At 73.0% G+C, this 18,260-nt stretch carries 17 protein-coding genes; 4 read left to right on the top strand and 13 right to left on the bottom strand.

Annotated features, from left to right (window positions below; all coding sequences use genetic code 11):
* The first annotated feature begins 166 nt into the window (after positions 1-166).
* Together HCJ93_RS02120 and HCJ93_RS02115 are read left to right on the top strand one after the other, a co-directional pair.
* Positions 167-1,027, top strand: a complete 861-nt coding sequence (locus tag HCJ93_RS02120) for a 3-hydroxybutyryl-CoA dehydrogenase (RefSeq protein ID WP_167990540.1) — start codon at positions 167-169, stop codon at positions 1,025-1,027.
* A gap of 182 nt (positions 1,028-1,209) precedes the next feature.
* On the top strand, positions 1,210-1,467 hold the full coding sequence (locus tag HCJ93_RS02115) for a hypothetical protein (RefSeq protein WP_167990538.1): 258 nt from the start codon (positions 1,210-1,212) through the stop codon (positions 1,465-1,467).
* Between the two features lie 12 nt (positions 1,468-1,479).
* On the opposite strand, the gene HCJ93_RS02110 is transcribed toward HCJ93_RS02115, so the two are convergent.
* From HCJ93_RS02110 to infC, 9 genes are all read right to left on the bottom strand, one after another.
* On the bottom strand, positions 1,480-2,007 hold the full coding sequence (locus HCJ93_RS02110; RefSeq protein WP_167990537.1) for an NUDIX hydrolase: 528 nt from the start codon (positions 2,005-2,007) through the stop codon (positions 1,480-1,482).
* Between the two features lie 108 nt (positions 2,008-2,115).
* Positions 2,116-3,456 carry an NsdA family TPR-like regulatory protein gene (locus HCJ93_RS02105; protein WP_167990534.1) on the bottom strand — a complete coding sequence of 447 codons (1,341 nt, stop codon included), beginning with the start codon at positions 3,454-3,456 and terminating at the stop codon, positions 2,116-2,118.
* A 414-nt stretch (positions 3,457-3,870) separates the two neighbouring features.
* Entirely contained in the window at positions 3,871-6,381 is a 2,511-nt protein-coding gene (pheT, locus tag HCJ93_RS02100; RefSeq protein ID WP_167990532.1) for a phenylalanine--tRNA ligase subunit beta, read from the bottom strand.
* Positions 6,381-7,502 (bottom strand): phenylalanine--tRNA ligase subunit alpha, encoded by a 1,122-nt coding sequence (gene pheS, locus HCJ93_RS02095; RefSeq protein WP_167990530.1) that lies wholly within the window; start codon positions 7,500-7,502, stop codon positions 6,381-6,383. Before pheS ends, pheT begins: the two co-directional genes overlap by 1 nt.
* 163 nt (positions 7,503-7,665) lie before the next feature.
* Positions 7,666-8,823, bottom strand: a complete 1,158-nt coding sequence (locus tag HCJ93_RS02090) for a sensor histidine kinase (RefSeq protein ID WP_167990529.1) — start codon at positions 8,821-8,823, stop codon at positions 7,666-7,668.
* Positions 8,824-8,876: 53 nt separating this feature from the next.
* A complete protein-coding gene (locus HCJ93_RS02085; RefSeq protein WP_167990527.1) occupies positions 8,877-9,725 on the bottom strand; it encodes a TrmH family RNA methyltransferase in 849 nt (282 codons plus the stop codon).
* Between the two features lie 205 nt (positions 9,726-9,930).
* Positions 9,931-10,314 carry a 50S ribosomal protein L20 gene (gene rplT / locus HCJ93_RS02080; protein ID WP_167990525.1) on the bottom strand — a complete coding sequence of 128 codons (384 nt, stop codon included), beginning with the start codon at positions 10,312-10,314 and terminating at the stop codon, positions 9,931-9,933.
* 99 nt (positions 10,315-10,413) lie between these two features.
* Positions 10,414-10,608: a 50S ribosomal protein L35 gene (gene rpmI / locus HCJ93_RS02075; RefSeq protein ID WP_003977225.1), complete on the bottom strand. Its 195-nt coding sequence runs from the start codon at positions 10,606-10,608 to the stop codon at positions 10,414-10,416.
* A 110-nt stretch (positions 10,609-10,718) separates the two neighbouring features.
* Positions 10,719-11,333, bottom strand: a complete 615-nt coding sequence (infC, locus tag HCJ93_RS02070) for a translation initiation factor IF-3 (RefSeq protein WP_167990828.1) — start codon at positions 11,331-11,333, stop codon at positions 10,719-10,721.
* A 359-nt stretch (positions 11,334-11,692) separates the two neighbouring features.
* Here infC and HCJ93_RS02065 point away from each other — a divergent pair, with 359 nt between their 5' ends.
* Positions 11,693-12,073 carry a DUF1844 domain-containing protein gene (locus tag HCJ93_RS02065; protein WP_167990523.1) on the top strand — a complete coding sequence of 127 codons (381 nt, stop codon included), beginning with the start codon at positions 11,693-11,695 and terminating at the stop codon, positions 12,071-12,073.
* 63 nt (positions 12,074-12,136) lie between these two features.
* Here the strand turns inward: HCJ93_RS02065 and HCJ93_RS02060 are convergent, their stop codons facing one another.
* From HCJ93_RS02060 to HCJ93_RS02050, 3 genes are all read right to left on the bottom strand, one after another.
* A complete protein-coding gene (locus HCJ93_RS02060) occupies positions 12,137-12,868 on the bottom strand; it encodes an SseB family protein (RefSeq protein WP_167990522.1) in 732 nt (243 codons plus the stop codon).
* A 93-nt stretch (positions 12,869-12,961) separates the two neighbouring features.
* On the bottom strand, positions 12,962-14,221 hold the full coding sequence (gene mycP / locus HCJ93_RS02055; protein WP_167990520.1) for a type VII secretion-associated serine protease mycosin: 1,260 nt from the start codon (positions 14,219-14,221) through the stop codon (positions 12,962-12,964).
* Positions 14,218-15,219: a hypothetical protein gene (locus HCJ93_RS02050; RefSeq protein WP_309141286.1), complete on the bottom strand. Its 1,002-nt coding sequence runs from the start codon at positions 15,217-15,219 to the stop codon at positions 14,218-14,220. The genes mycP and HCJ93_RS02050 overlap by 4 nt, the downstream gene beginning before the upstream one ends.
* Before the next feature lie 713 nt (positions 15,220-15,932).
* Here HCJ93_RS02050 and HCJ93_RS02045 point away from each other — a divergent pair.
* The gene (locus tag HCJ93_RS02045; protein WP_167990518.1) at positions 15,933-17,135 is read left to right on the top strand and encodes an amino acid deaminase/aldolase; all 1,203 of its coding nucleotides are present in this window, start codon (positions 15,933-15,935) and stop codon (positions 17,133-17,135) included.
* Positions 17,136-17,163: 28 nt separating this feature from the next.
* Here HCJ93_RS02045 and HCJ93_RS02040 read toward each other — a convergent pair whose 3' ends face one another.
* Positions 17,164-18,243, bottom strand: coding sequence for a DUF2510 domain-containing protein (locus HCJ93_RS02040; protein WP_167990825.1), 1,080 nt, complete (start codon positions 18,241-18,243; stop codon positions 17,164-17,166).
* Positions 18,244-18,260 lie beyond the last annotated feature (17 nt).

Here is an 18,260-nt window from a genome sequence, read left to right as displayed (position 1 = left end):
GTCCGCCGGTCGCGGACCGGTCCGCGCCCCAGGATGCCCGACCCCCGCGATCGATCATCGATTCCTCGGAGTAACGTGCACGAACGGAGCAGGGACCGGGACCCGGCACCTGCGCAAGCCGTAGCAGCGAACAGGCGAGCTGCCCGTAACAGGTGAAGGGGACGATGTGACCGACATCGAACGCGTCGGAGTGGTGGGCTGCGGCCAGATGGGCGCGGGGATCGCCGAGGTGTGCGCCCGCGCCGGTCTGGAGGTGAAGGTCGCCGAGACCACCGGCGAGGCCCTGGAGATCGGCCGTACCCGGCTGTTCAACTCCCTGGCGAAGGCGGTCGGGCGAGGCAAGATCACCGAGGAGGAGCTGGAGGCCACCCAGGCCCGGCTGAGCTTCACCACGGATCTCGGCGAGTTCGCCGACCGCGATCTGGTGATCGAGGCGGTGGTCGAGAACGAGCAGGTCAAGACCGAGATCTTCCAGGTGCTCGACCAGGTGGTGACCCGCCAGGACGCGATCCTCGCCTCCAACACCTCCTCGATCCCGCTGGTGAAGCTGGCGGTCGCCACCGCGCGCCCGGACCACGTCATCGGGATCCACTTCTTCAACCCGGCCCCGGTGCAGAAGCTGGTCGAGCTGATCCCGGCGCTGACCACCTCGGAGGGCACCCTCGGACGGGCCCAGGTCTTCACCGAGAAGGTGCTGGGCAAGCACGCGATCCGGGCCCAGGACCGCTCCGGCTTCGTGGTGAACGCGCTGCTGATCCCCTACCTGCTCTCCGCGATCCGGATGTTCGAGTCGGGCATCGCCAGCCGCGAGGACATCGACAACGGGATGGAGCTGGGCTGCGCCCACCCGATGGGCCCGCTGAAGCTGGCCGACCTGATCGGCCTGGACACGGTCGCCTCGGTCGCGTACTCGATGTACGAGGAGTACAAGGAGCCGCTGTACGCCGCTCCCCCGCTGCTCCAGCGGATGGTCGACGCGGGCCGGCTCGGCCGCAAGACCGGCTCCGGCTTCTACTCCTACGGCTGACCACGCTCAGCGACCAGCGCGGGCCCGGCACTTCGTGAGGTGCCGGGCCCGCGGCTTTCACACACCGTGTGCGCGCCGGGCCCGCATATGCCTGACGCACACTCTCCCCATGCGTCCACCAGGCGAGTTGACTCAGCATGCGCATGCAAGGGACACGCACGACCACGGAAAGGAGCGGTTTCGTGACCGCCGAGTCCGAGCATCTGGCCGTCAAGGGAGAACTCGCAGAGTTACGACGCAGGACGGACGTGGCCCAGGCCCGCGTCGAGGGCGGCCTGGCGCTGCTCTCCCATCGCACCGAGGAGACGGCCCGGGAGATGGAGGACCTCAGCACCCGTCTGACGGCACTGGAGCAGGCCCGCTGGCCCCTGCAGTCGGTCACGGTGCTCACCGCCGTGGCGGCCCTGCTCCTCGCCGTCTGGCAGGCTTTCGGCCGCTAGCAGCCGTCCGGGCTAGATCCTGAGATGGTGCAGCAGCAGTAAGGCCGCCGCCATGTTGGCGGCCGGGACCTCGCCGCGGGCGACCAGATCGGGGACGACCTTGAGGGGCACCCACTCGCGGCGGTCCGACTCGAAGTCGTCCACGGGGTGGCCGACGTACTCGCCCTCCTCGGACCAGTAGATGTGGTGCCGGGCGTCGGTGAGGCCGTTGGACGGCTCCACGCTCATCAGATGGTGCAGCGGGCCGGGCCGCCAGCCGGTCTCCTCCTCCAGTTCCCGGGCCGCGGCGACGGCGACGTCCTCGCCGTCCTCGACCACGCCCGCGGCGAGCTCCCACCCCCAGCTGTCGGTGATGAAGCGGTGCCGCCACAGCAGCAGCACCTCGTTGGCCTCGTTGACCACCGTGGCCACGGCGACCGGCCGCAGCCGTATCAGGAAGTGGTCCAGGTGCCGGCCGTCGGGTAGTTGGACGTCCGCGAGATTGACGCTGAACCAGCGGTTTGAGTACACAGTCTGTTCGTTCTGTTTCGTCCACTGCACGGTTCTGCCACCTTCCGCCGAGTAAGGGGCAATATCGCAGCAGGGACGGTTCGGCAGCAGTGCGCCTCGTCGCGCATGTGCCGGGCCGCCGCGGCGGCCCGGCAGGGTCTACAGCGGTACGCGCAGCGCCCCGTCGATGAGTTCGGCCGCCTCGGCGGTGCCCGCGCAGCCGCTGCGCATCAGGTGCTCGCGCACCGCGCGGAGTCGGTCCCGCAGCCGCTGCGACTCCATCCCCCGGGCCTGCTCGGCCATCTGCACCGCCACCGCCACCGCCTTGTCGGCATTGCCCTGCCGCAGCTCGATGGTGCTGAGCATGGCGAGCCGGTGCACCCGGCCCCGGTCGTGCGCGGGGTTGTCCACGGCGGCCGCCGCGTGCTCACCCGCCGCCGCGAGCTCGCCGAGGCTCAGCAGCGCCTCGGCCACCTGCACATTGACCAGGCCCGGCTGGACATAGCCGGTCTCGTCCGGCTCGTAGCCGCGCCGGATGCGTTCGGCGGCCTGCTCGGCGCGCCGGATGCAGTCCAGCGCGCTGCTGCCGTCGCCGAGGTGCGCGTACGCCTTGGCCTGCATCGCGTACAGATCGGAGGCGAGCGCCGGGGTGATGTGCTTGCCGGCCGCCCGCAGCGCGGACTCGGCGAAGGCGACGGCCTGCCGGAACTCCCGCATGAACAGTGACTGGTTGACGAGGAGCGCGATGACATACGCGCCGAGCCCCCTGTCGCCGCTGGCCTTGGCCAGCCGCAGCGCCTGGTGGAAGTAGCGCTGGGCGAGGCCGTGCGCGTCGGAGTCGTAGGCGCAGATCCCGGCGATCGCCACCAGCCCGCCCGTGGCGCGGTGCAGCTGGCGGCCGACGGCGTCGGTGTAGCTGCCGCGCAGCAGCGGGGCCGCCTCGGCGTTGAGGAAGCCGACGATCCGGGCGCGGGTCGCGATGCCGCCGGCCTTGCGGTACATCTGCTCGTAGTGGCCGCGGGCGGCGCGCAGCATGGCGAGGTCGCTCGCGGTGACCCGGTGCCGGCCGCCACGGGAGACGTCCGTGTCCTCGGGCGGGTTCTCCCATTCCCACACCGGCATCACGGCGGGCGTGCCGGTGACCGCGGGTGCGCCCAGTATGTGCGGCCGCTGCTGCTGGTCGGAGCGCCACAGGGCGGTGGCCCGGTCGACGAAGCCGGACAGCGAGCCGGTGTGCGGGGCGGACGGCTCCCCGGGCACGCCGAGCCCGATGTCGTCCAGGGTGACCGGGCGGTGCAGCCGGGCGGCGAGCACCTCGCAGATCAGGTCGGGTACCTGGCCCCTGGGCCGCTGGCCCTTCAGCCAGCGGGCCACGGCCGTGTGTTCGTATCTCAGGTTCAGTCCGCGGGCCCGCCCGGCCTGGTTGACGTGCGCGGCCAGGCCGGCATGGGAGATTCCCGCCTCGTCCAGGATCGCGTCGAGCAGTGTGTTGGGCTGCATGTCTGGCCCCCCGAGTCCGGTGCCCGTCAGCGTAGTGGCACCCGCTTCACACGGGGTGTGAACGGAGTGCCCGAATCCGCAGTGTGCGCGCACTGTTGCGGAGAGTTTCCAGCCGGTTGACTGAAATGCCTCGAAAGAGACCGGCCGGGCCGCCGGCTCCCCCTCGTACAGTGCGGCGGCCCGCTTCCGCGCCGTCCGCCCAGCTGCCTGCCCGACACTCCGTGGCGGGGCGGACGGCGTCGCCGGTCGGCTGCCGCCGGGGGTCCTCAGGGGGTTCGGCCGCCGCCCTCGGGGAGATGACGTCCTCAAAGGCGCGGGGAACTGCGCGAACGGCCACCGCGCTCCCGCAGTCGCCATATCATCCGCAGTTCCCCGCCCCTGGGTGCTTCTCGGCTCACGTCGGCCGAAGGAGCCTCAGCTGCGCAGCACAGCCCCCGTTCGCTCGCCCGCGAGGGCGACTGCCGCGTCCCGCGCGGCCGACGCCTCGTCGACCGTCAGCGTCCGGTCCGCCGCCCGGAAGCGGAGTGCGTACGCGAGGGACTTGCGGCCCTCGCCCAGCTGCTCCGCGTTCTCGTAGACGTCGAACAGCCGGATGGACTCCAGCAGTTCGCCCGCCCCCTCGCGCAGCGCCGCCTCGACGTCCGCCGCCGGCACGAACGCGTCCACGACCAGCGCGACGTCCTGCGTCGCCACCGGGAACGTGGAGATGCTGGGCGCCTGCGGGGTGTCGTCGCCGACCCGCTCGAGGACGTCGAGGTCGAGCTCCATCGCACAGGTCCGCGCGGGCAGCCCGAGCGTCTTCAGCACCCGCGGGTGCAGCTCGCCCGCGTGTCCGACGACTCGCTCCGTCCCGTCCACGGTGACCACCAGCTCGGCGCAGCGGCCGGGGTGCCAGGGCCCGTACTGGCCCTTGCGGACGGTGAGTTCCGCACCGGCCTCGCGCGCCACGGTCCGCGCCGCCTCGACGGCGTCGGCCCAGTCGGCGGGGCGGCCCTTGCCCCACCAGCCGGCCTGCTCGCGGGCGCCCGCGAGGACCACGGCGACGTGCCGCGGCTGGTCCGGGAGCGCCGCGTTCAGCTCGGCGATCTCCTCGTCGGTGGGCCGCCGGTCGACGGGCAGGCGGACGGCGATCCGCTGCTCGTCGCGCGGGTGGAACACCAGGCCCGTCTCGAACAGCGCCAGATCGTGGCTGCCGCGTCCGTCGTTGCGGCGCAGCGCACCGAGCAGGCCGGGCAGCAGCGAGGTGCGCAGCGCCGGCTCCTCGTCGCTGAGCGGATTGGTCAGCTTCACCACCCGGCGGGCCGGGTCACCGGCCTCGAGACCGAGCTGGTCGAAGATCTGCTCGCTGATGAACGGGTAGGTGGGCGCCTCGACGTAACCGGCTCCGGCCAGGGCCCGGCCGATCCGCCGGTGCAGCCGCTGCCTGCGGGTCAGGCCCCGCCCGGCGGGCGGCTTGGGCAGCGTGGAGGGCAGGTTCTCGTAGCCCTCGAGCCGGATGACCTCCTCGGCGAGGTCGTTCGGGTCGGTCAGGTCGGGCCGCCAGGACGGCACGGTGACGATCAGCTCGTCCTGCCCGTAGACGTCGCAGCCGACCTCCTGGAGGCGGCGCACCACGGTCTCCCGGCCGTAGGCGACGCCCGCGACCTTGTCGGGGTGATCGGCCGGGATGGTGATGGTGGTGGGCGCGGACGGCGCGATCACCTCGGTGACCCCGGCCTCCGCGGTGCCGCCGGCGAGCAGCACCAGCAGGTCCACGGTGCGCTGCGCGGCGGCCGAGGCGGCCATCGGGTCGACGCCGCGCTCGAAGCGCCGGGACGCCTCGGAGGACAGCTTGTGCCGGCGGGCGGTGCGCGCGATGGCCACCGGGTCGAAGTGGGCCGCCTCGATCACCACGTCGACGGTGGCGCTCCCGGCGTCGTGGTCGGCGATCTCGGTGTCGGCGCCGCCCATCACGCCGGCCAGGCCGATCGGGCCGCGCTCGTCGGTGATCACCAGGTCCTCGGGGTCGAGCGTGCGCTCGACGCCGTCGAGGGTGGTGAGCTTCTCGCCCGGCTCCGCCCGGCGCACTCCGATGGCGCCCTGGACCAGGGAGCGGTCGTAGGCGTGCAGCGGCTGGCCGAGCTCCATCATCACGTAGTTGGTGACGTCGACGGCCAGCGAGATCGGCCGCATGCCGACCTTCTGCAGCCGGCGCTGCAGCCAGATCGGGGAGCGCGCCTCGGGGCTGAGCCCGGTGACGGTGCGGGCGGTGAAGCGGTCGCAGCCGGCGGGGTCGGAGACCTTCACCGGGTAGCCGTAGGCGTTGGGCGCGGGCACGTCCAGCAGGGCCGGGTCGCGCAGCGGCAGCCCGTAGGCGGTGGCCGTCTCGCGGGCGACGCCGCGCATCGACAGGCAGTAGCCGCGGTCGGGGGTGACGGCGATGTCGAGCACCTCGTCGACCAGTTCGAGCAGCTCGATGGCGTCCTTGCCGACCTCGGTCTCGGGCGGCAGGACGATGATGCCCTTGCTGCCGTCGTCGCCCATGCCCAGCTCGTCGCTGGAGCAGATCATACCGCGGGACATCCGGCCGTACGTCTTGCGCTCGGAGATCTGGAAGTCGCCGGGCAGAACGGCGCCGGGGAGGGCGACGACGACCTTGTCGCCCTCGGAGAAGTTCCGGGCGCCGCAGATGATCTCCTGCGGCTCGCCGGTGCCGTTGGCCTGTCCGACGTCCACGGTGCAGAAGCGGATGGGCTTCTTGAAGCCCTCCAGCTCCTCGATGGCCGTCACCTGCCCCACCACGAGGGGGCCCTTGAGGTCGGCGCCGAGGTGCTCGACGGTCTCCACCTCGAGGCCGGCCGAAATCAGTCTGGCCTGTACGTCACGGCCGGTCTCCGTCGCCGGCAGGTCGACGTACTCCCGCAGCCAGGAAAGCGGGACCCGCATCAGATCTCCATCCCGAACGGCCGGGTGAACCGGACGTCACCCTCGACCATGTCTCGCATGTCCTCGACGTTGTGGCGGAACATCAGCATCCGCTCGATACCGAACCCGAAGGCGAAGCCGCTGTACTTCTCCGGGTCGACCCCGCAGGCGGTCAGCACCCGCGGGTTGACCATGCCGCAGCCGCCCAGCTCGATCCATCCCTCGGAGGAGCAGGTGCGGCAGGGCCGGTCGGGGTTGCCGACGGACTCGCCCTTGCACACGTAGCAGAGCATGTCCATCTCGGCGCTCGGCTCGGTGAACGGGAAGAAGTTCGGCCGCAGCCGCGTCTTCATGCCCTCGCCGAACAGCGACTGCACCATGTGGTCCAGGGTGCCCTTGAGGTCCGACATGGTCAGGCCCTCGTCGACGGCGAGCAGCTCCACCTGGTGGAAGACGGGGGTGTGCGTGGCGTCCAGCTCGTCGGTGCGGTACACCCGGCCGGGGCAGATCACGTAGACCGGCAGCTCGCGGTCGAGCAGGGAGCGGATCTGCACGGGCGAGGTGTGGGTGCGCAGCACCACGCCGGACTCGGTGCCGCCCTCGGGGCCCTGCACGAAGAAGGTGTCGTGCTCGCCGCGCGCCGGGTGGTCCGGGCCGATGTTGAGCGCGTCGAAGTTGAACCACTCGGCCTCGACCTGCGGGCCCTCGGCGACCTCGTAGCCCATGGCCACGAAGATGTCCTCGATGCGCTCGGACAGCGTGGTGAGCGGGTGCCGCGCGCCGGCCGCCACCCGGTCGTAGGGCAGTGTGACGTCCACGGCCTCCTCGACCAGCACGCGCGCGTCCCGCTCGGCCTCGAGCTCGGCCTGGCGGGCGGCGAGCGCCTTGTTCACGGCGCCGCGGGCCTGGCCGACGCGCTTGCCGGCCTCCGCCTTGGCGTGCGGGGGCAGGGCGCCGATCTCGCGGTTGGCGAGGGCCAGCGGGGAGGCGGGGCCGGTGTGGGCGACCTTGGCCTCATGGAGTGCGTCGAGGGAGTCCGCGGCAGCGAAAGCGGCGAGCGCCTCGTCCCGCATGCGCTCGATCTCTTCTGGTTTCAGTGCCTCGACCTCGACAGGGTCGTACGACTTGTTCGGTGCCGACATCTCTTCCCGTGCTTCCGATTGGCTGGCTGAAGGTCCCCGTCACCGACGCATGGACGGTCTGTCACGGCTTTCGGGACACAAAGGTGCCAAAGGCCGAGTCTAACGGGGTGGAGACAGGCGAATGCGCCCGCGGGCCGCTCCGGCGCCCCTGCCCGCCCGTGTCCTAGCGGACCGTGCGCGGCAGGTCGAAGTCGATCGCCGGTGCCCCCACGGGCAAGGTGAATCGGAACTGGGCGCCGCCGCCCGGAGCGCGGCCGACCGTGATGGTGCCGCCGTGGGCCTCGACGATGCCCTTGACGATGTACAGACCGAGGCCCGTCCCGCCGCGCTTGCTGCCCCGCCAGAAGCGGGTGAAGACACGGTTCATGGACTCCTCCGGGATGCCGGGACCCTCGTCGCTCACGGTGACCGACGTGCCGGCGTCCTCGCCCTCGCGGGGTGACGCCGTGGCCGTGACGTCAATGGTGACCGTTCCCTCGCCGTGCCGCACGGCATTTTCCAGCAGGTTGCTCAGGACCTGGTCGATCTTGTCCGGGTCGGCCCACAGATCGGGCAGCGGCTGCTGGACCCGCAGCAGGAACCGGTCGGCGGCCTGCCCCGCGGCGACGTGCGCCTGGATGTGCCGGGAGACGGCGGCGCCCATGTCGACGGGCTGGCGGCGCAGCTCGAGCCGGCCGGAGTCGATGCGGGAGATGTCGAGCAGTTCGGCGATGAGCCGGGTGACCCGGTCGGCGTCGGCGTCCACGGTCTCCAGCATCAGCCGCTTCTGGTCGTCGGTGAACCGCTCCCATTTGGCGAGCAGGGTGGCGGTGAAGCCCTTGACGGAGGTGAGCGGCGAGCGCAGCTCGTGGGCGACGGTGGCGATCAGCTCGGCGTGGCTGCGCTCGGTGCGGCGCCTGGCTTCGGTGTCCCGCAGGGTGACCACGACACGGTGCACCGGTCCTGCGGGCCGGGTGCGCACGTAACGGGCGGCGACGAGGACTTCCCGGCCGCCGGGCAGCAGCAGGTTCCGCTCGGGCTGCCGGACCCGGATGGACAGACCGCCGTAGGGGTCGGTGAGCTGCCACCAGCGCCGGCCCTCGAGGTCCTCCAGGGGCAGCGCCTTGTCGAGCCGCTGCCCGAGGGCCTCCTCGGCGGGCACCGCGGTGATCCGGGCGGCGGCCGCGTTGAAGCAGATCACCCGCCCGTGCTCGTCGGCGACGACCAGCCCGTCGGGCAGTTCGTCGGGGTCGATGCCGAGGTCGGCGAGGTCACCGGGACGGGGCGAGAGCGGGCGTGCCGCACCGTGTGCTCCCGTTGCCCTGCTCGTGCCGACGCTCATCCACGTACCCCGCCTCTCGGACTTCTCAGGGGGCTCCCGAGCTGGTCACACTACTAGGCTCCGGTGACGGAGCGGCACCCTCCGGCGGCGCGCTGTGCACGTGCCGACGCGTAGAGACATACGGCGGCGGCGGTGGCGAGGTTCAGGCTCTCGGCCTTTCCGTGGATGGGGACCCTGACGACGGCGTCGGTGAGGGCGCGGGTCTCCTCGGGCAGTCCCCAGGCCTCGTTGCCGAACACCCAGGCGGTGGGCCCGCCCATGCTGCCCTTGTCGAGCTCCTCGTCCAGGTCGCGGTCGCCCGCCCCGTCGGCGGCGAGCACCCGCACCCCGGCGTCCTTCAGCCCGGCCACGGCCCGCTCGACCGGCACGCCGACGGCGACGGGCAGATGGAACAGCGACCCGACGGAGGCGCGCACGGCCTTGGGGTTGTAGACGTCCACGGAGGCGTCGGTGAGCACCACGGCCTCGGCCCCCGCGGCGTCCGCGCAGCGCAGCACGGTGCCGGCGTTGCCCGGGTCGCGCACATGGGCGAGGACGGCGACCAGCTTGGGCCGGGCGGCGAGGATCTCCTCGAACGGCGTGTCCAGGAACCGGCAGACGCCGACCAGGCCCTGCGGGGTGACGGTGGTGGAGATGTCGGCGATGACCTGCTCGGAGGCCAGATGCAGACGGACGCCTGCGTCCCGCGCCGCCCCGATGATCTCCGCGTACCGCTCGGCGGCCTCGGGCGTGGCGAACAGCTCGGTGAGGGTGTCCGGATGCATGGCCGCCTCCCGCACGGCCTGCGGCCCCTCGGCCAGGAACAGCCGCTCCTTCCCCCGGAAGTTCCGCTTCGCCAGCCGCCGCGCGGCCACCACACGCGACGAACGGGGGGAGATCAGCTCGGGACCGACGGAGGACATCTTCTCTCTTCACTTCCGGGAGTACTCGGCGGGGCGAACCGCACCTCCCCAGGGGCGCGGGGAACCGCGCGACCGGTCACGACGGCCCCGCGGCCGGACGACGGCGGACGACCGGCAGAGGACGGCGGCGACGACCGGCAAGAACAGGACCCGCAGGCTGAAATCCTGCGGGTCCCACGATGACACCGGCTCGAAGCCGGCAGCGTCACGCAGCCTTGGGCGCGTTCACGTCCGCCGGCAGCGCCTTCTGGGCGACCTCGACGAGCGCGGCGAACGCCGTCGCGTCGTTGACGGCCAGCTCCGCCAGCATCTTGCGGTCGACCTCGATGTTCGCGGCCTTCAGACCCTGGATGAAGCGGTTGTAGGTGATGCCGTTGGCGCGGGCAGCGGCGTTGATGCGCTGGATCCACAGCTGGCGGAAGTCACCCTTGCGCTTCTTGCGGTCGTTGTAGTTGTAGACCAGCGAGTGGGTGACCTGCTCCTTGGCCTTGCGGTAGAGGCGCGAACGCTGACCGCGGTAGCCGGAAGCCTGCTCGAGGATCGCCCGGCGCTTCTTGTGGGCGTTGACTGCCCGCTTGACGCGTGCCACTTGTTAACTCCTTGTAGCGGGGCCGCGGTGGTCCTCACACGGCCCGGAAATCGACTGGGTCCCGGTCTGACGTACGGCGCTCGTTCAGGGCGCCGGGCGTCACTTGCCGAGAAGCTTCTTGATCTTCGCGGCGTCGCCCGGGGCCATCTCGGCGTTGCCGGTGAGGCGACGCGTCACACGGGACGACTTGTGCTCGAGCAGGTGGCGCTTGCCGGCACGCTCGCGGAGCACCTTGCCGGAGCCGGTGATCTTGAAGCGCTTGCTGGCACCGCTGTGCGACTTGTTCTTCGGCATAGCGCCGTTCTCTCCTCGTCGGTGGCGCTCCTGTGCCCGGTCACGAGACCGGGCACGGTGGAGCGTCGTACTGGTTTCGGTTGCTTCCCGGGACCTGGCGGTCCCCTGGATCACGCCTCGGCGTCCGCAGGGTTCTGCGAGCGGCCGGGGTTGGCCTTCGCGGAAGCCTTGCGGGCCTCCTGAGCCTGGCGGGCCTCGGCCATCGCCTCGGTCTTCTTCTTGTGCGGACCGAGGACCATGATCATGTTGCGACCGTCCTGCTTCGGGTTCGACTCGACGAACCCGAGGTCGGCCACGTCCTCCGCGAGACGCTGCAGCAGCCGGTAGCCCAGCTCGGGCCGGGACTGCTCACGACCACGGAACATGATCGTGATCTTGACCTTGTCGCCCTGCTTGAGGAACCGGACTACGTGACCCTTCTTGGTTTCGTAGTCGTGCGGGTCGATCTTCGGCCGGAGCTTCATCTCCTTGATGACCGTGTGCGCCTGGTTCTTGCGCGCCTCACGGGCCTTCATGGCCGACTCGTACTTGAACTTCCCGTAGTCCATGAGCTTGCACACGGGCGGACGGGCGTTCGCCGCGACCTCGACCAGGTCCAGGTCGTACTCCTGCGCAAGCTCCAGTGCCTTGGCCAGGGGGACGATGCCCACCTGCTCGCCACTGGGACCGACAAGTCGCACCTCGGGAACGCGAATCCGGTCGTTGATGCGGGGCTCGGCGCTGATGGATCCTCCTCGGTAGCACCACGCGACGGTCTGGCAGACAGCCGCGTAACGTGTGTTTTCGTTAGACCTAACCGCGCCGGTGCAGAAAAAATGCCCCGGACGATCACAGGCGGGGCTCCTCGAACTACCGGAGCACCGCCGCGTTCGGTCGCGGGGCGCGCTCTCGGGCGGTGCACTCTCGGGGACTGCGCCGCCTGACCGGTGACCCGCCACCCGCGAGGGTGACCAGGTGGGAGTTCGAAAGCCTCCACTTGTGGGCCGGGCACAGTCGTGTCCGGCCGGTCGTGGACCAGATTACCAGGATCGCTTGACAAGGGCTAACCGGAGGGCTCCGGAGCGCACCGCCTATCGTGTGGGCCATGAGTGAGACCTCCCCCTCGGACAGCGCCGAGACCCCAGGCAACCCCGACTTCGACGCCATGGCCCGCGACATCGCGGAGGTACCGGCGGTCGAGGTGATCGTGACCGTGGCCGTGAACCTGATGAGCGCGGCGGCCGTGAAGCTCGGCCTGACCGAGGAGGGGGACAAGTTCAAGGACCTCGACGAGGCGCGCAAGCTGATCCACGCCCTGGCCGGGCTGCTGGACGGCAGCACGACCGAGATCAGCTCCTTCCACGCCGCCCCGCTGCGGGACGGCCTGAAGTCGCTGCAGCTGGCCTTCCGCGAGGCCTCCCTGGTGCCGGACGAGCCGGGCCAGGGCCCGGGCGAGAAGTACACCGGCCCGGTCTACGGCGGCTGAGCACCGCCGGCGCCCTCTCCTCCCGGCTTCTTCTGTCCCCGTCCGTCCTGTTCCTCTATTCCTTTATTCCTTCACGTACAGGGGCTCGCCCGGTGGGACGGTCCCGGCCGGCAGCACCGCCAGGTCGAGACCGCGCACCAGGCGGGCCCTGAGCGTCTCGTCGGCCGCCAGCCGCTCGGCCACGGCACGGGCGGCCTCGGCGACGGGCGCGGCGGGGTCCAGGACCAGGGCGAGGGTGCCGTCGGCCTGGCCGGGTCCGAGGTGGGCGCGGCGCACGGCGGGTTCGGCGGCGACCACCGCTCGGACGGCCTCGGTGACCGCGGGGTCCTGCAGCGGGTCGGTACTGGTGCGTCCCTCGGCGAGTGCGAGCAGCGCGGGCCCGGTCAGCTCGAACGGCACGGGGCCCGCCAGGTCGAGGACCACGGTGTCCGCCTTCTCGTGCGCGGCGGCCTGCAGGGCCTGGTGCAGCGGCACGGCGACCGGGCGGGCCCCCGGGTCCCAGCGGGCCAGCGAGTCGGTGGAGGTGAAGGCGGGCAGCGCGGTGCGGTCGCCGGCCTTCAGGGTGGGGACGGCCATGTCGCTGGTCTTCTCGCGGCGCAGCCCGTTCTCGTCCTCCTCCACCTCGCCGAGCACCGCCACGACCGGGACGAGCAGCCGGGCGCCCTTGAGCGCCTCCAGGACGGGTCCGACGGCGTCGCGGTCCTCGGCCCAGGCCGCGAGCGCGGCGCTCAGCCGGGGGTCGGCGGAGCCGTCGTCGTCGCGGAAACCGGGGTCGGGAATGTTCTTCTTGGCCACGGTCACCGACCCTATCGGCAGCCGGTCGGCACCCTCCCGGCGGGAGCGCCCGGTCGCCCGGCCCGGCACCGGCCCGGACCGGCCCTGCCGGAGCTAGATGCCGCCGTGCGGGTCCTCGCGGCTCGCGCTGCGGCGGCCCCGCCACAGGACGACGGCGGCGACCAGCAGGACCCCGCCGGCGCTGCCCGCGAGCGGAGCGGCCCAGCCGGCGGCGCCGTCGCCGGCCCGGGCCTCGTCGGGGCCGGGCCCGAAGTACTTCTCCCCGTAGGCGGCCGAGCGCAGGCCCTCCGGCTTCAGGCGGCCCGCCGCCCTGATCGCCGCCGCGGGGTCGATGAAGCCGAAGCCGCGGCTGTCGTCCCGGCCGCCGGCGGGGGCGTTGCGGGCGGTGTCCTCCAGGAGCCGCTTGACCTGGGCCGGGGTGAGATCGGGGTGGGCCGATCTGATCAGGGCGACGGCGCCGGAGACGAAGGCGGCCGCCGCACTCGTGCCCCAGCCCTCGTAGTACTTGCGGTCGGGGTCGGCGATGATCACGTCGACGCCGGGGGCGCTGACCGTGGCGTACCAGCGGCGGGTGGAGAAGGAGGCGCGGGTGCCGTAGCGGTCCACGGCGGTGGCGGCGATGACGCCCGGGTAGGCGGCCGGGTAGGAGACGTGGTCGCCCTTCTCGCCGCCGTTGCCTGCGGAGGCGACCACGGAGACGCCCTTGCGCAGGGCGTACTGGATGGCCTCGTCCTCGCCTGCCTCGGGGTGGGCGGAGGCGGAGTCGTCGCCGAGGGAGAGGTTGATGACGTCGGCGCCGTGGTCGGCGGCCCAGCGGATGCCCTCGGCGAGGGCGCTGCCGCGGGTGCTGCGGGCCTTGCTCCGGGAGGGGTCGCGGTCCTCGAGGATCACGCGGACGGGAAGGATCTTCGCCTCGGGGGCGACGCCCATGACGCCGTCGGCGTTGCCCGGACCGTGTCCGTGACCGGCGATGATCCCGGCCATGGCGGTGCCGTGCCGGGCCCAGGCACGGTCGCCGGGGCCGGCGCCGAAGCCGATCAGGTCCTTGCCGCTGAGCACGTTCCCGGCGAGGTCCGGGTGGCCGGGGTCGACCCCGGTGTCCAGGACGGCGACGGTGACGCCCCCGCCCTTGGTGGTCCGCCACACCTCCTCGGTGTGCAGGGCGTCCAGGGCCCACTGCCGGGCGCGGATGCCGTCCGCGTGCGCGGCGGTGGCGGGCAGCAGAGCGAGCGTGGCGGCGAGCGCGATGCCGAGGCCGGTGCGCGCGGCGCGGCCTGTGCGGCGCAGGCGGCCCACCCGGGTCACGCGGCGCAGGCGGCTCGCGTCGGACGAGGGCGCGGAGGACGGCTTCATGAGGCACGCTCCTGGTTCGCCGGGTCTTCGTCGCCGCCGACGGCCTTGCGCAGTCCGCGTTCGGCGCGGTCCGCGAGCCCCTGCGCCTCGTGGCCGAGGCCGGACTGGGCCGGGGCCGTGGTGGCGCCGGACTCCAGGGCTTCCGCGGCGGGCTGCGGTTCGTCGACGGCGCGCCCGTCGGCCCAGCCGGAGACGGCGTAGACCACGACGGGTGCGTCGGTCAGCACGGAGATGGCCCAGGCGGCCCGCTGCTGCTTCCCGAACTTCTCGGCGGCGGTGCCCTTGGCGGCGTACGGCAGGGGCATCAGATCGGTACGCCGGTCCAGGCGCTCGCGTTCGAAGCGGCGGGCGAGGACGGTCATCCCGGCGGGGTCGGTCTTGGTGAACAGCAGGCCGACGGTGGTGACATGGCTCTGGGTGGCGTCGGTGTAGGTGGCGCGCAGCAGGCGTTCGCAGCCGACGGGCGCGAGGACCTTGTGCAGCAGCGGGTCGAAGGCGTCCTTGCAGCCGCTGTCCGGGGCCACGGCTATCCGCGTCCAGGTCCGGTCGGCCTCGCCGGGCCCCGCACCGGTCCCCTTCACGACCGGCGGGAACAACTGGTCCACGGGCACGCTGTGCCACAGATCCCGACCGGCGGTGAACCCGGTCCGGCGGCCCTCCTCCTCGGATCCCCCGGACAGGTAACTCCCGGTCACCGCTCCCCCGATGAGCCCGATTCCGAGCACCAGGCACACGGCAGCGGCCACGGCCTGCCCGCGGGCCGTGGTCCTGCGCGCCCACGTCGAGGACGCCTGCGCCGGCTGCGGTACGGGTACCTCGCCCGTCACGCCCTCCGGCGCCGGGGAGGGCGCGGTGGCACTCCACGACAGGGCGGGATCCGGCAGCGGGTAGGCGGCTGCCGCCCGCGGCGGCACGGCGGGCGGCTCGGGCGGCGTCCTGCCGGCGGTGCCCGCGTCGCCGTTGCCGGTGCCGGGCCCGCGCTGCGGCTGCCGCGGCACGGCCGCTCCCCTGACACCCCGGCCCACGGTCGGCGGGGCATCGGGGAACCGGGCGGACGCCTGCGGCGGAGGCGGCGCCGCACGCTCCCCACCGGCCGGAACCCCGGCCCCGAAGCTCGGGTTGCGCGCAGCCCGCACGGCCTCCGCCGGGGCGGCAGAGGCACGAGGACCGCTTCCGGCATCCCTCGGCACGGCCTCTCCGCGGCGCCGGGGGCGTGCGTCGCCCGCCGCCGGAGGCCGGTCGTCCGTGGCACGAGGCTCCGGGCGGCGAGAGGCCGGCGGGCGGCCGGTGCCGGGCGGTGTGCGGTCGGCGGCGCCGGAACCGTCGGGCGCCGTGCTCGCCGGACGGTGGTGCTGGGCGGTGCCGGGCGCGTCGGGGCCGGCCGCCACCGGACGGTGGTGCTGGGCGGTGCCGGGCGCGTCGGGGCCGGCCGCCACCGGGGGGTGGGGCGGGGGCGGTGGGGTCGTCGGGCGCGGGGGGTAGGGAGTGCGCTGGGCTTCCGTGCTCATGCACCCCCCCGTCTCCTCGTCGCACAGTTACCCGCACCGGCGGTCCGTCATCCCGGCGCGTTCACGCTGCCGGTGGCGGGCCGCCCTGCGTGCGCGTACTCTACGGCGTGGTGCCACCCGAACGGGAACCGGTCCGCAGGCCGGTGGCATCTGCCCGGAACGTCCCCCTACCCTGCGGTAATCCCGTCTGGCAGGCTGCGTCCATGACTGCGCGCGCCTCTGACCGGGCCCGTTACGACCGGGCCACCGCCCATCTCGACGCCCCGCTGGCGATCGTCGATCTGCCCGCCTTCGACGCGAACGCTGACGACCTGGTCCGCAGGGCCGGCGGAAAGCCGATCCGGGTGGCGAGCAAGTCCGTGCGCTGTCGTGCGCTGCTCGAACGGGTCCTCGCCCGGGACGGGTTCGCGGGCATCATGTCGTTCACGCTCGCCGAGTCGCTGTGGCTGGCCCGCTCCGGGTTCGACGACGTGCTGCTCGCCTACCCCTCCGCCGACCGCGCCGGGTACGCCGAGCTCACCGCCGATCCCAAGCTCGCCTCCGCCGTGACGGTGATGATCGACGATCCGGCGCAGCTGGACCTGATCGACGCCGCGCGCTCCGGCGGGGGCGAAGAGGTGCGGGTGTGCCTGGAGTTGGACACCTCGCTGAAGCTGCTCGGCGGGCGGGTGCGGGTGGGCGCCCGGCGCTCCCCGCTGCACTCCCCCGCGCAACTCGCCGATGTGGCACGGGCGGTGGACCGGCGGCCGGGGTTCCGGGTCGTGGGGGTCATGGCGTACGAGGGTCATGTCGCCGGGGTCGGCGACGCGGTGGCCGGGCGTCCGCTGCGCTCCCGGGCCATCCGCCTGATGCAGGCGGCGGCCCGGCGCGAGCTGGCCGAGCGGCGGGCGGCGGCGGTGCGCGCGGTGCGCGCGGTGGTGCCGGACCTGGAGTTCGTCAACGGCGGCGGCACGGGCAGTGTGCAGCACACCGCCGCCGAGGAGGCGGTCACGGAGGTCGCCGCCGGTTCGGGGCTGTACGTGCCGCGGCTGTTCGACCACTACACCTCGTTCACCGGGCGTCCGGCGGCCCTGTTCGCGCTGCCCGTGGTCCGCCGGCCGGGCGTGGGCGTGGTGACGGTGCTCGGCGGCGGGTATCCGGCCTCCGGCGCTCCGGGCGCCGACCGGCTGCCGATGCCGTATCTGCCCGAGGGGCTGCGCTACGACCCGCAGGAGGCGGCCGGTGAGGTGCAGACGCCGCTGCTCGGCCCGCCCGCCGACGATCTGCTGATCGGCGACAAGGTGTGGTTCCGGCACGCCAAGGCGGGCGAGCTGTGCGAGCGGTTCGACGCGCTGCATCTGGTGGAGGGCGAGGCGGTGACGGACACGGTGCCGACGTATCGCGGCGAGGGCCGCACCTTCCTGTAGCCCCGCCCCGGCACTCCGGCCGCCCGGGTCAGTCCTCGGGGCCGATGCTGCTGCCCACTCCGCCGCCCGTGCCGGCGCCGTTGACGGAGCGGATGCCCTTGGTGATGCGGTCCATGTCGGACAGGGGCGGGCCGTCCTCGCCCGCGTCGAAGACGTACCGCACCACGATGGGCGACTCGGTGCCGACGCTGGACGGGAAGACCATGGACTGCACATAGCCGCCGGGGCCCTTGCCGGTGGTGACCCGCCAGCGCACCAGGTAGCCGGCCCGGCCCGCCACCGCGACCGGGCCGGACTTGACGACGGTGTGGGACTTCAGGCCGCCGTAGGGACGCTGGCCGAGCTGGTCCTTGTCGAAGGCGTCCTCGGCCGCGTCGGAGATGTCCTTCTTGGCGAGTACCTCGGGCGAGGTCTCGTCGGTCCCGGTGACGGTGCGGGAGATCACCGTGCCGTGGCGGCAGACGATGCCCTCGCCGGGGCAGTCGTAGGTGCCGTCGGTGGTCATCACCACGTCGTCGTCGGCGACGTGCTCGGGGCGGATCCAGCCGTCGAGGAGAGGGAAGGTGATGCCGTTCAGGGGGTCCTCGACGACGGCCGGGTCGTCGGCCGAGGGCTCGGAGGAGGACGCGGACGGCGACGGGGTCCCGCTCTGCGAGGCCGAGCCGCCGCCCGGAGCCGGGTCGGCACCGGACGAGGTCTCGGTGCGGGCCCGGGGTTCGCCGTCGTCCCGGCCGAGGAACACGGCTCCGGTGACGACGGCGGCCACCAGGACCGCCCCCGCGGTGGTCAGGGCGATCACCTTGGAGCGGCCGGCGGCGCCGGCGGCGCCGCCGGGACCGACGGGACCGCCAGGACCGACAGGATGGCCGGGCCCGACAGGACCGACGTGACTGCCGGGTCCGGCGGGTGCGCCGGTGCCGCCCTGGACGAGGGGCGCCGGCGTCGCAGGTGCCCCGGGTGCCCCAGGGACCCCGGGTGCTCCAGGTACCCCGGGTGCCCCGGCGGCGGCCTCCGGGGTGCGGCGGTGCTCGGTCCAGGCCGTGCCGTCCCACCAGCGCTGCAGGTGGGGTGCCTTGGGATCGGGGTACCAGCCGGGCGGAGGCGTCATGCTCATTCCGGCACTGT

The sequence above is a fragment of the Streptomyces composti genome, assembly GCF_012034205.1.
GTDB classification, from domain to species: domain Bacteria; phylum Actinomycetota; class Actinomycetes; order Streptomycetales; family Streptomycetaceae; genus Streptomyces; species Streptomyces composti.
This window is presented reverse-complemented; position numbering and strand designations above follow the sequence as displayed.

Coding starts and splice junctions, on each gene's coding strand:
- HCJ93_RS02105 (WP_167990534.1), bottom strand. CDS start 3,456: ATGCAGCCCAACACACTGCTCGACGCGATCCTGGACGAGGCGGGAATC.
- HCJ93_RS02040 (WP_167990825.1), bottom strand. CDS start 18,243: ATGACGCCTCCGCCCGGCTGGTACCCCGATCCCAAGGCACCCCACCTG.
- mycP (WP_167990520.1), bottom strand. CDS start 14,221: ATGAAGCCGTCCTCCGCGCCCTCGTCCGACGCGAGCCGCCTGCGCCGC.
- pheS (WP_167990530.1), bottom strand. CDS start 7,502: ATGTCGGCACCGAACAAGTCGTACGACCCTGTCGAGGTCGAGGCACTG.
- HCJ93_RS02045 (WP_167990518.1), top strand. CDS start 15,933: ATGACTGCGCGCGCCTCTGACCGGGCCCGTTACGACCGGGCCACCGCC.
- HCJ93_RS02090 (WP_167990529.1), bottom strand. CDS start 8,823: ATGAGCGTCGGCACGAGCAGGGCAACGGGAGCACACGGTGCGGCACGC.
- HCJ93_RS02085 (WP_167990527.1), bottom strand. CDS start 9,725: ATGTCCTCCGTCGGTCCCGAGCTGATCTCCCCCCGTTCGTCGCGTGTG.
- HCJ93_RS02065 (WP_167990523.1), top strand. CDS start 11,693: ATGAGTGAGACCTCCCCCTCGGACAGCGCCGAGACCCCAGGCAACCCC.
- rpmI (WP_003977225.1), bottom strand. CDS start 10,608: ATGCCGAAGAACAAGTCGCACAGCGGTGCCAGCAAGCGCTTCAAGATC.
- pheT (WP_167990532.1), bottom strand. CDS start 6,381: ATGCGGGTCCCGCTTTCCTGGCTGCGGGAGTACGTCGACCTGCCGGCG.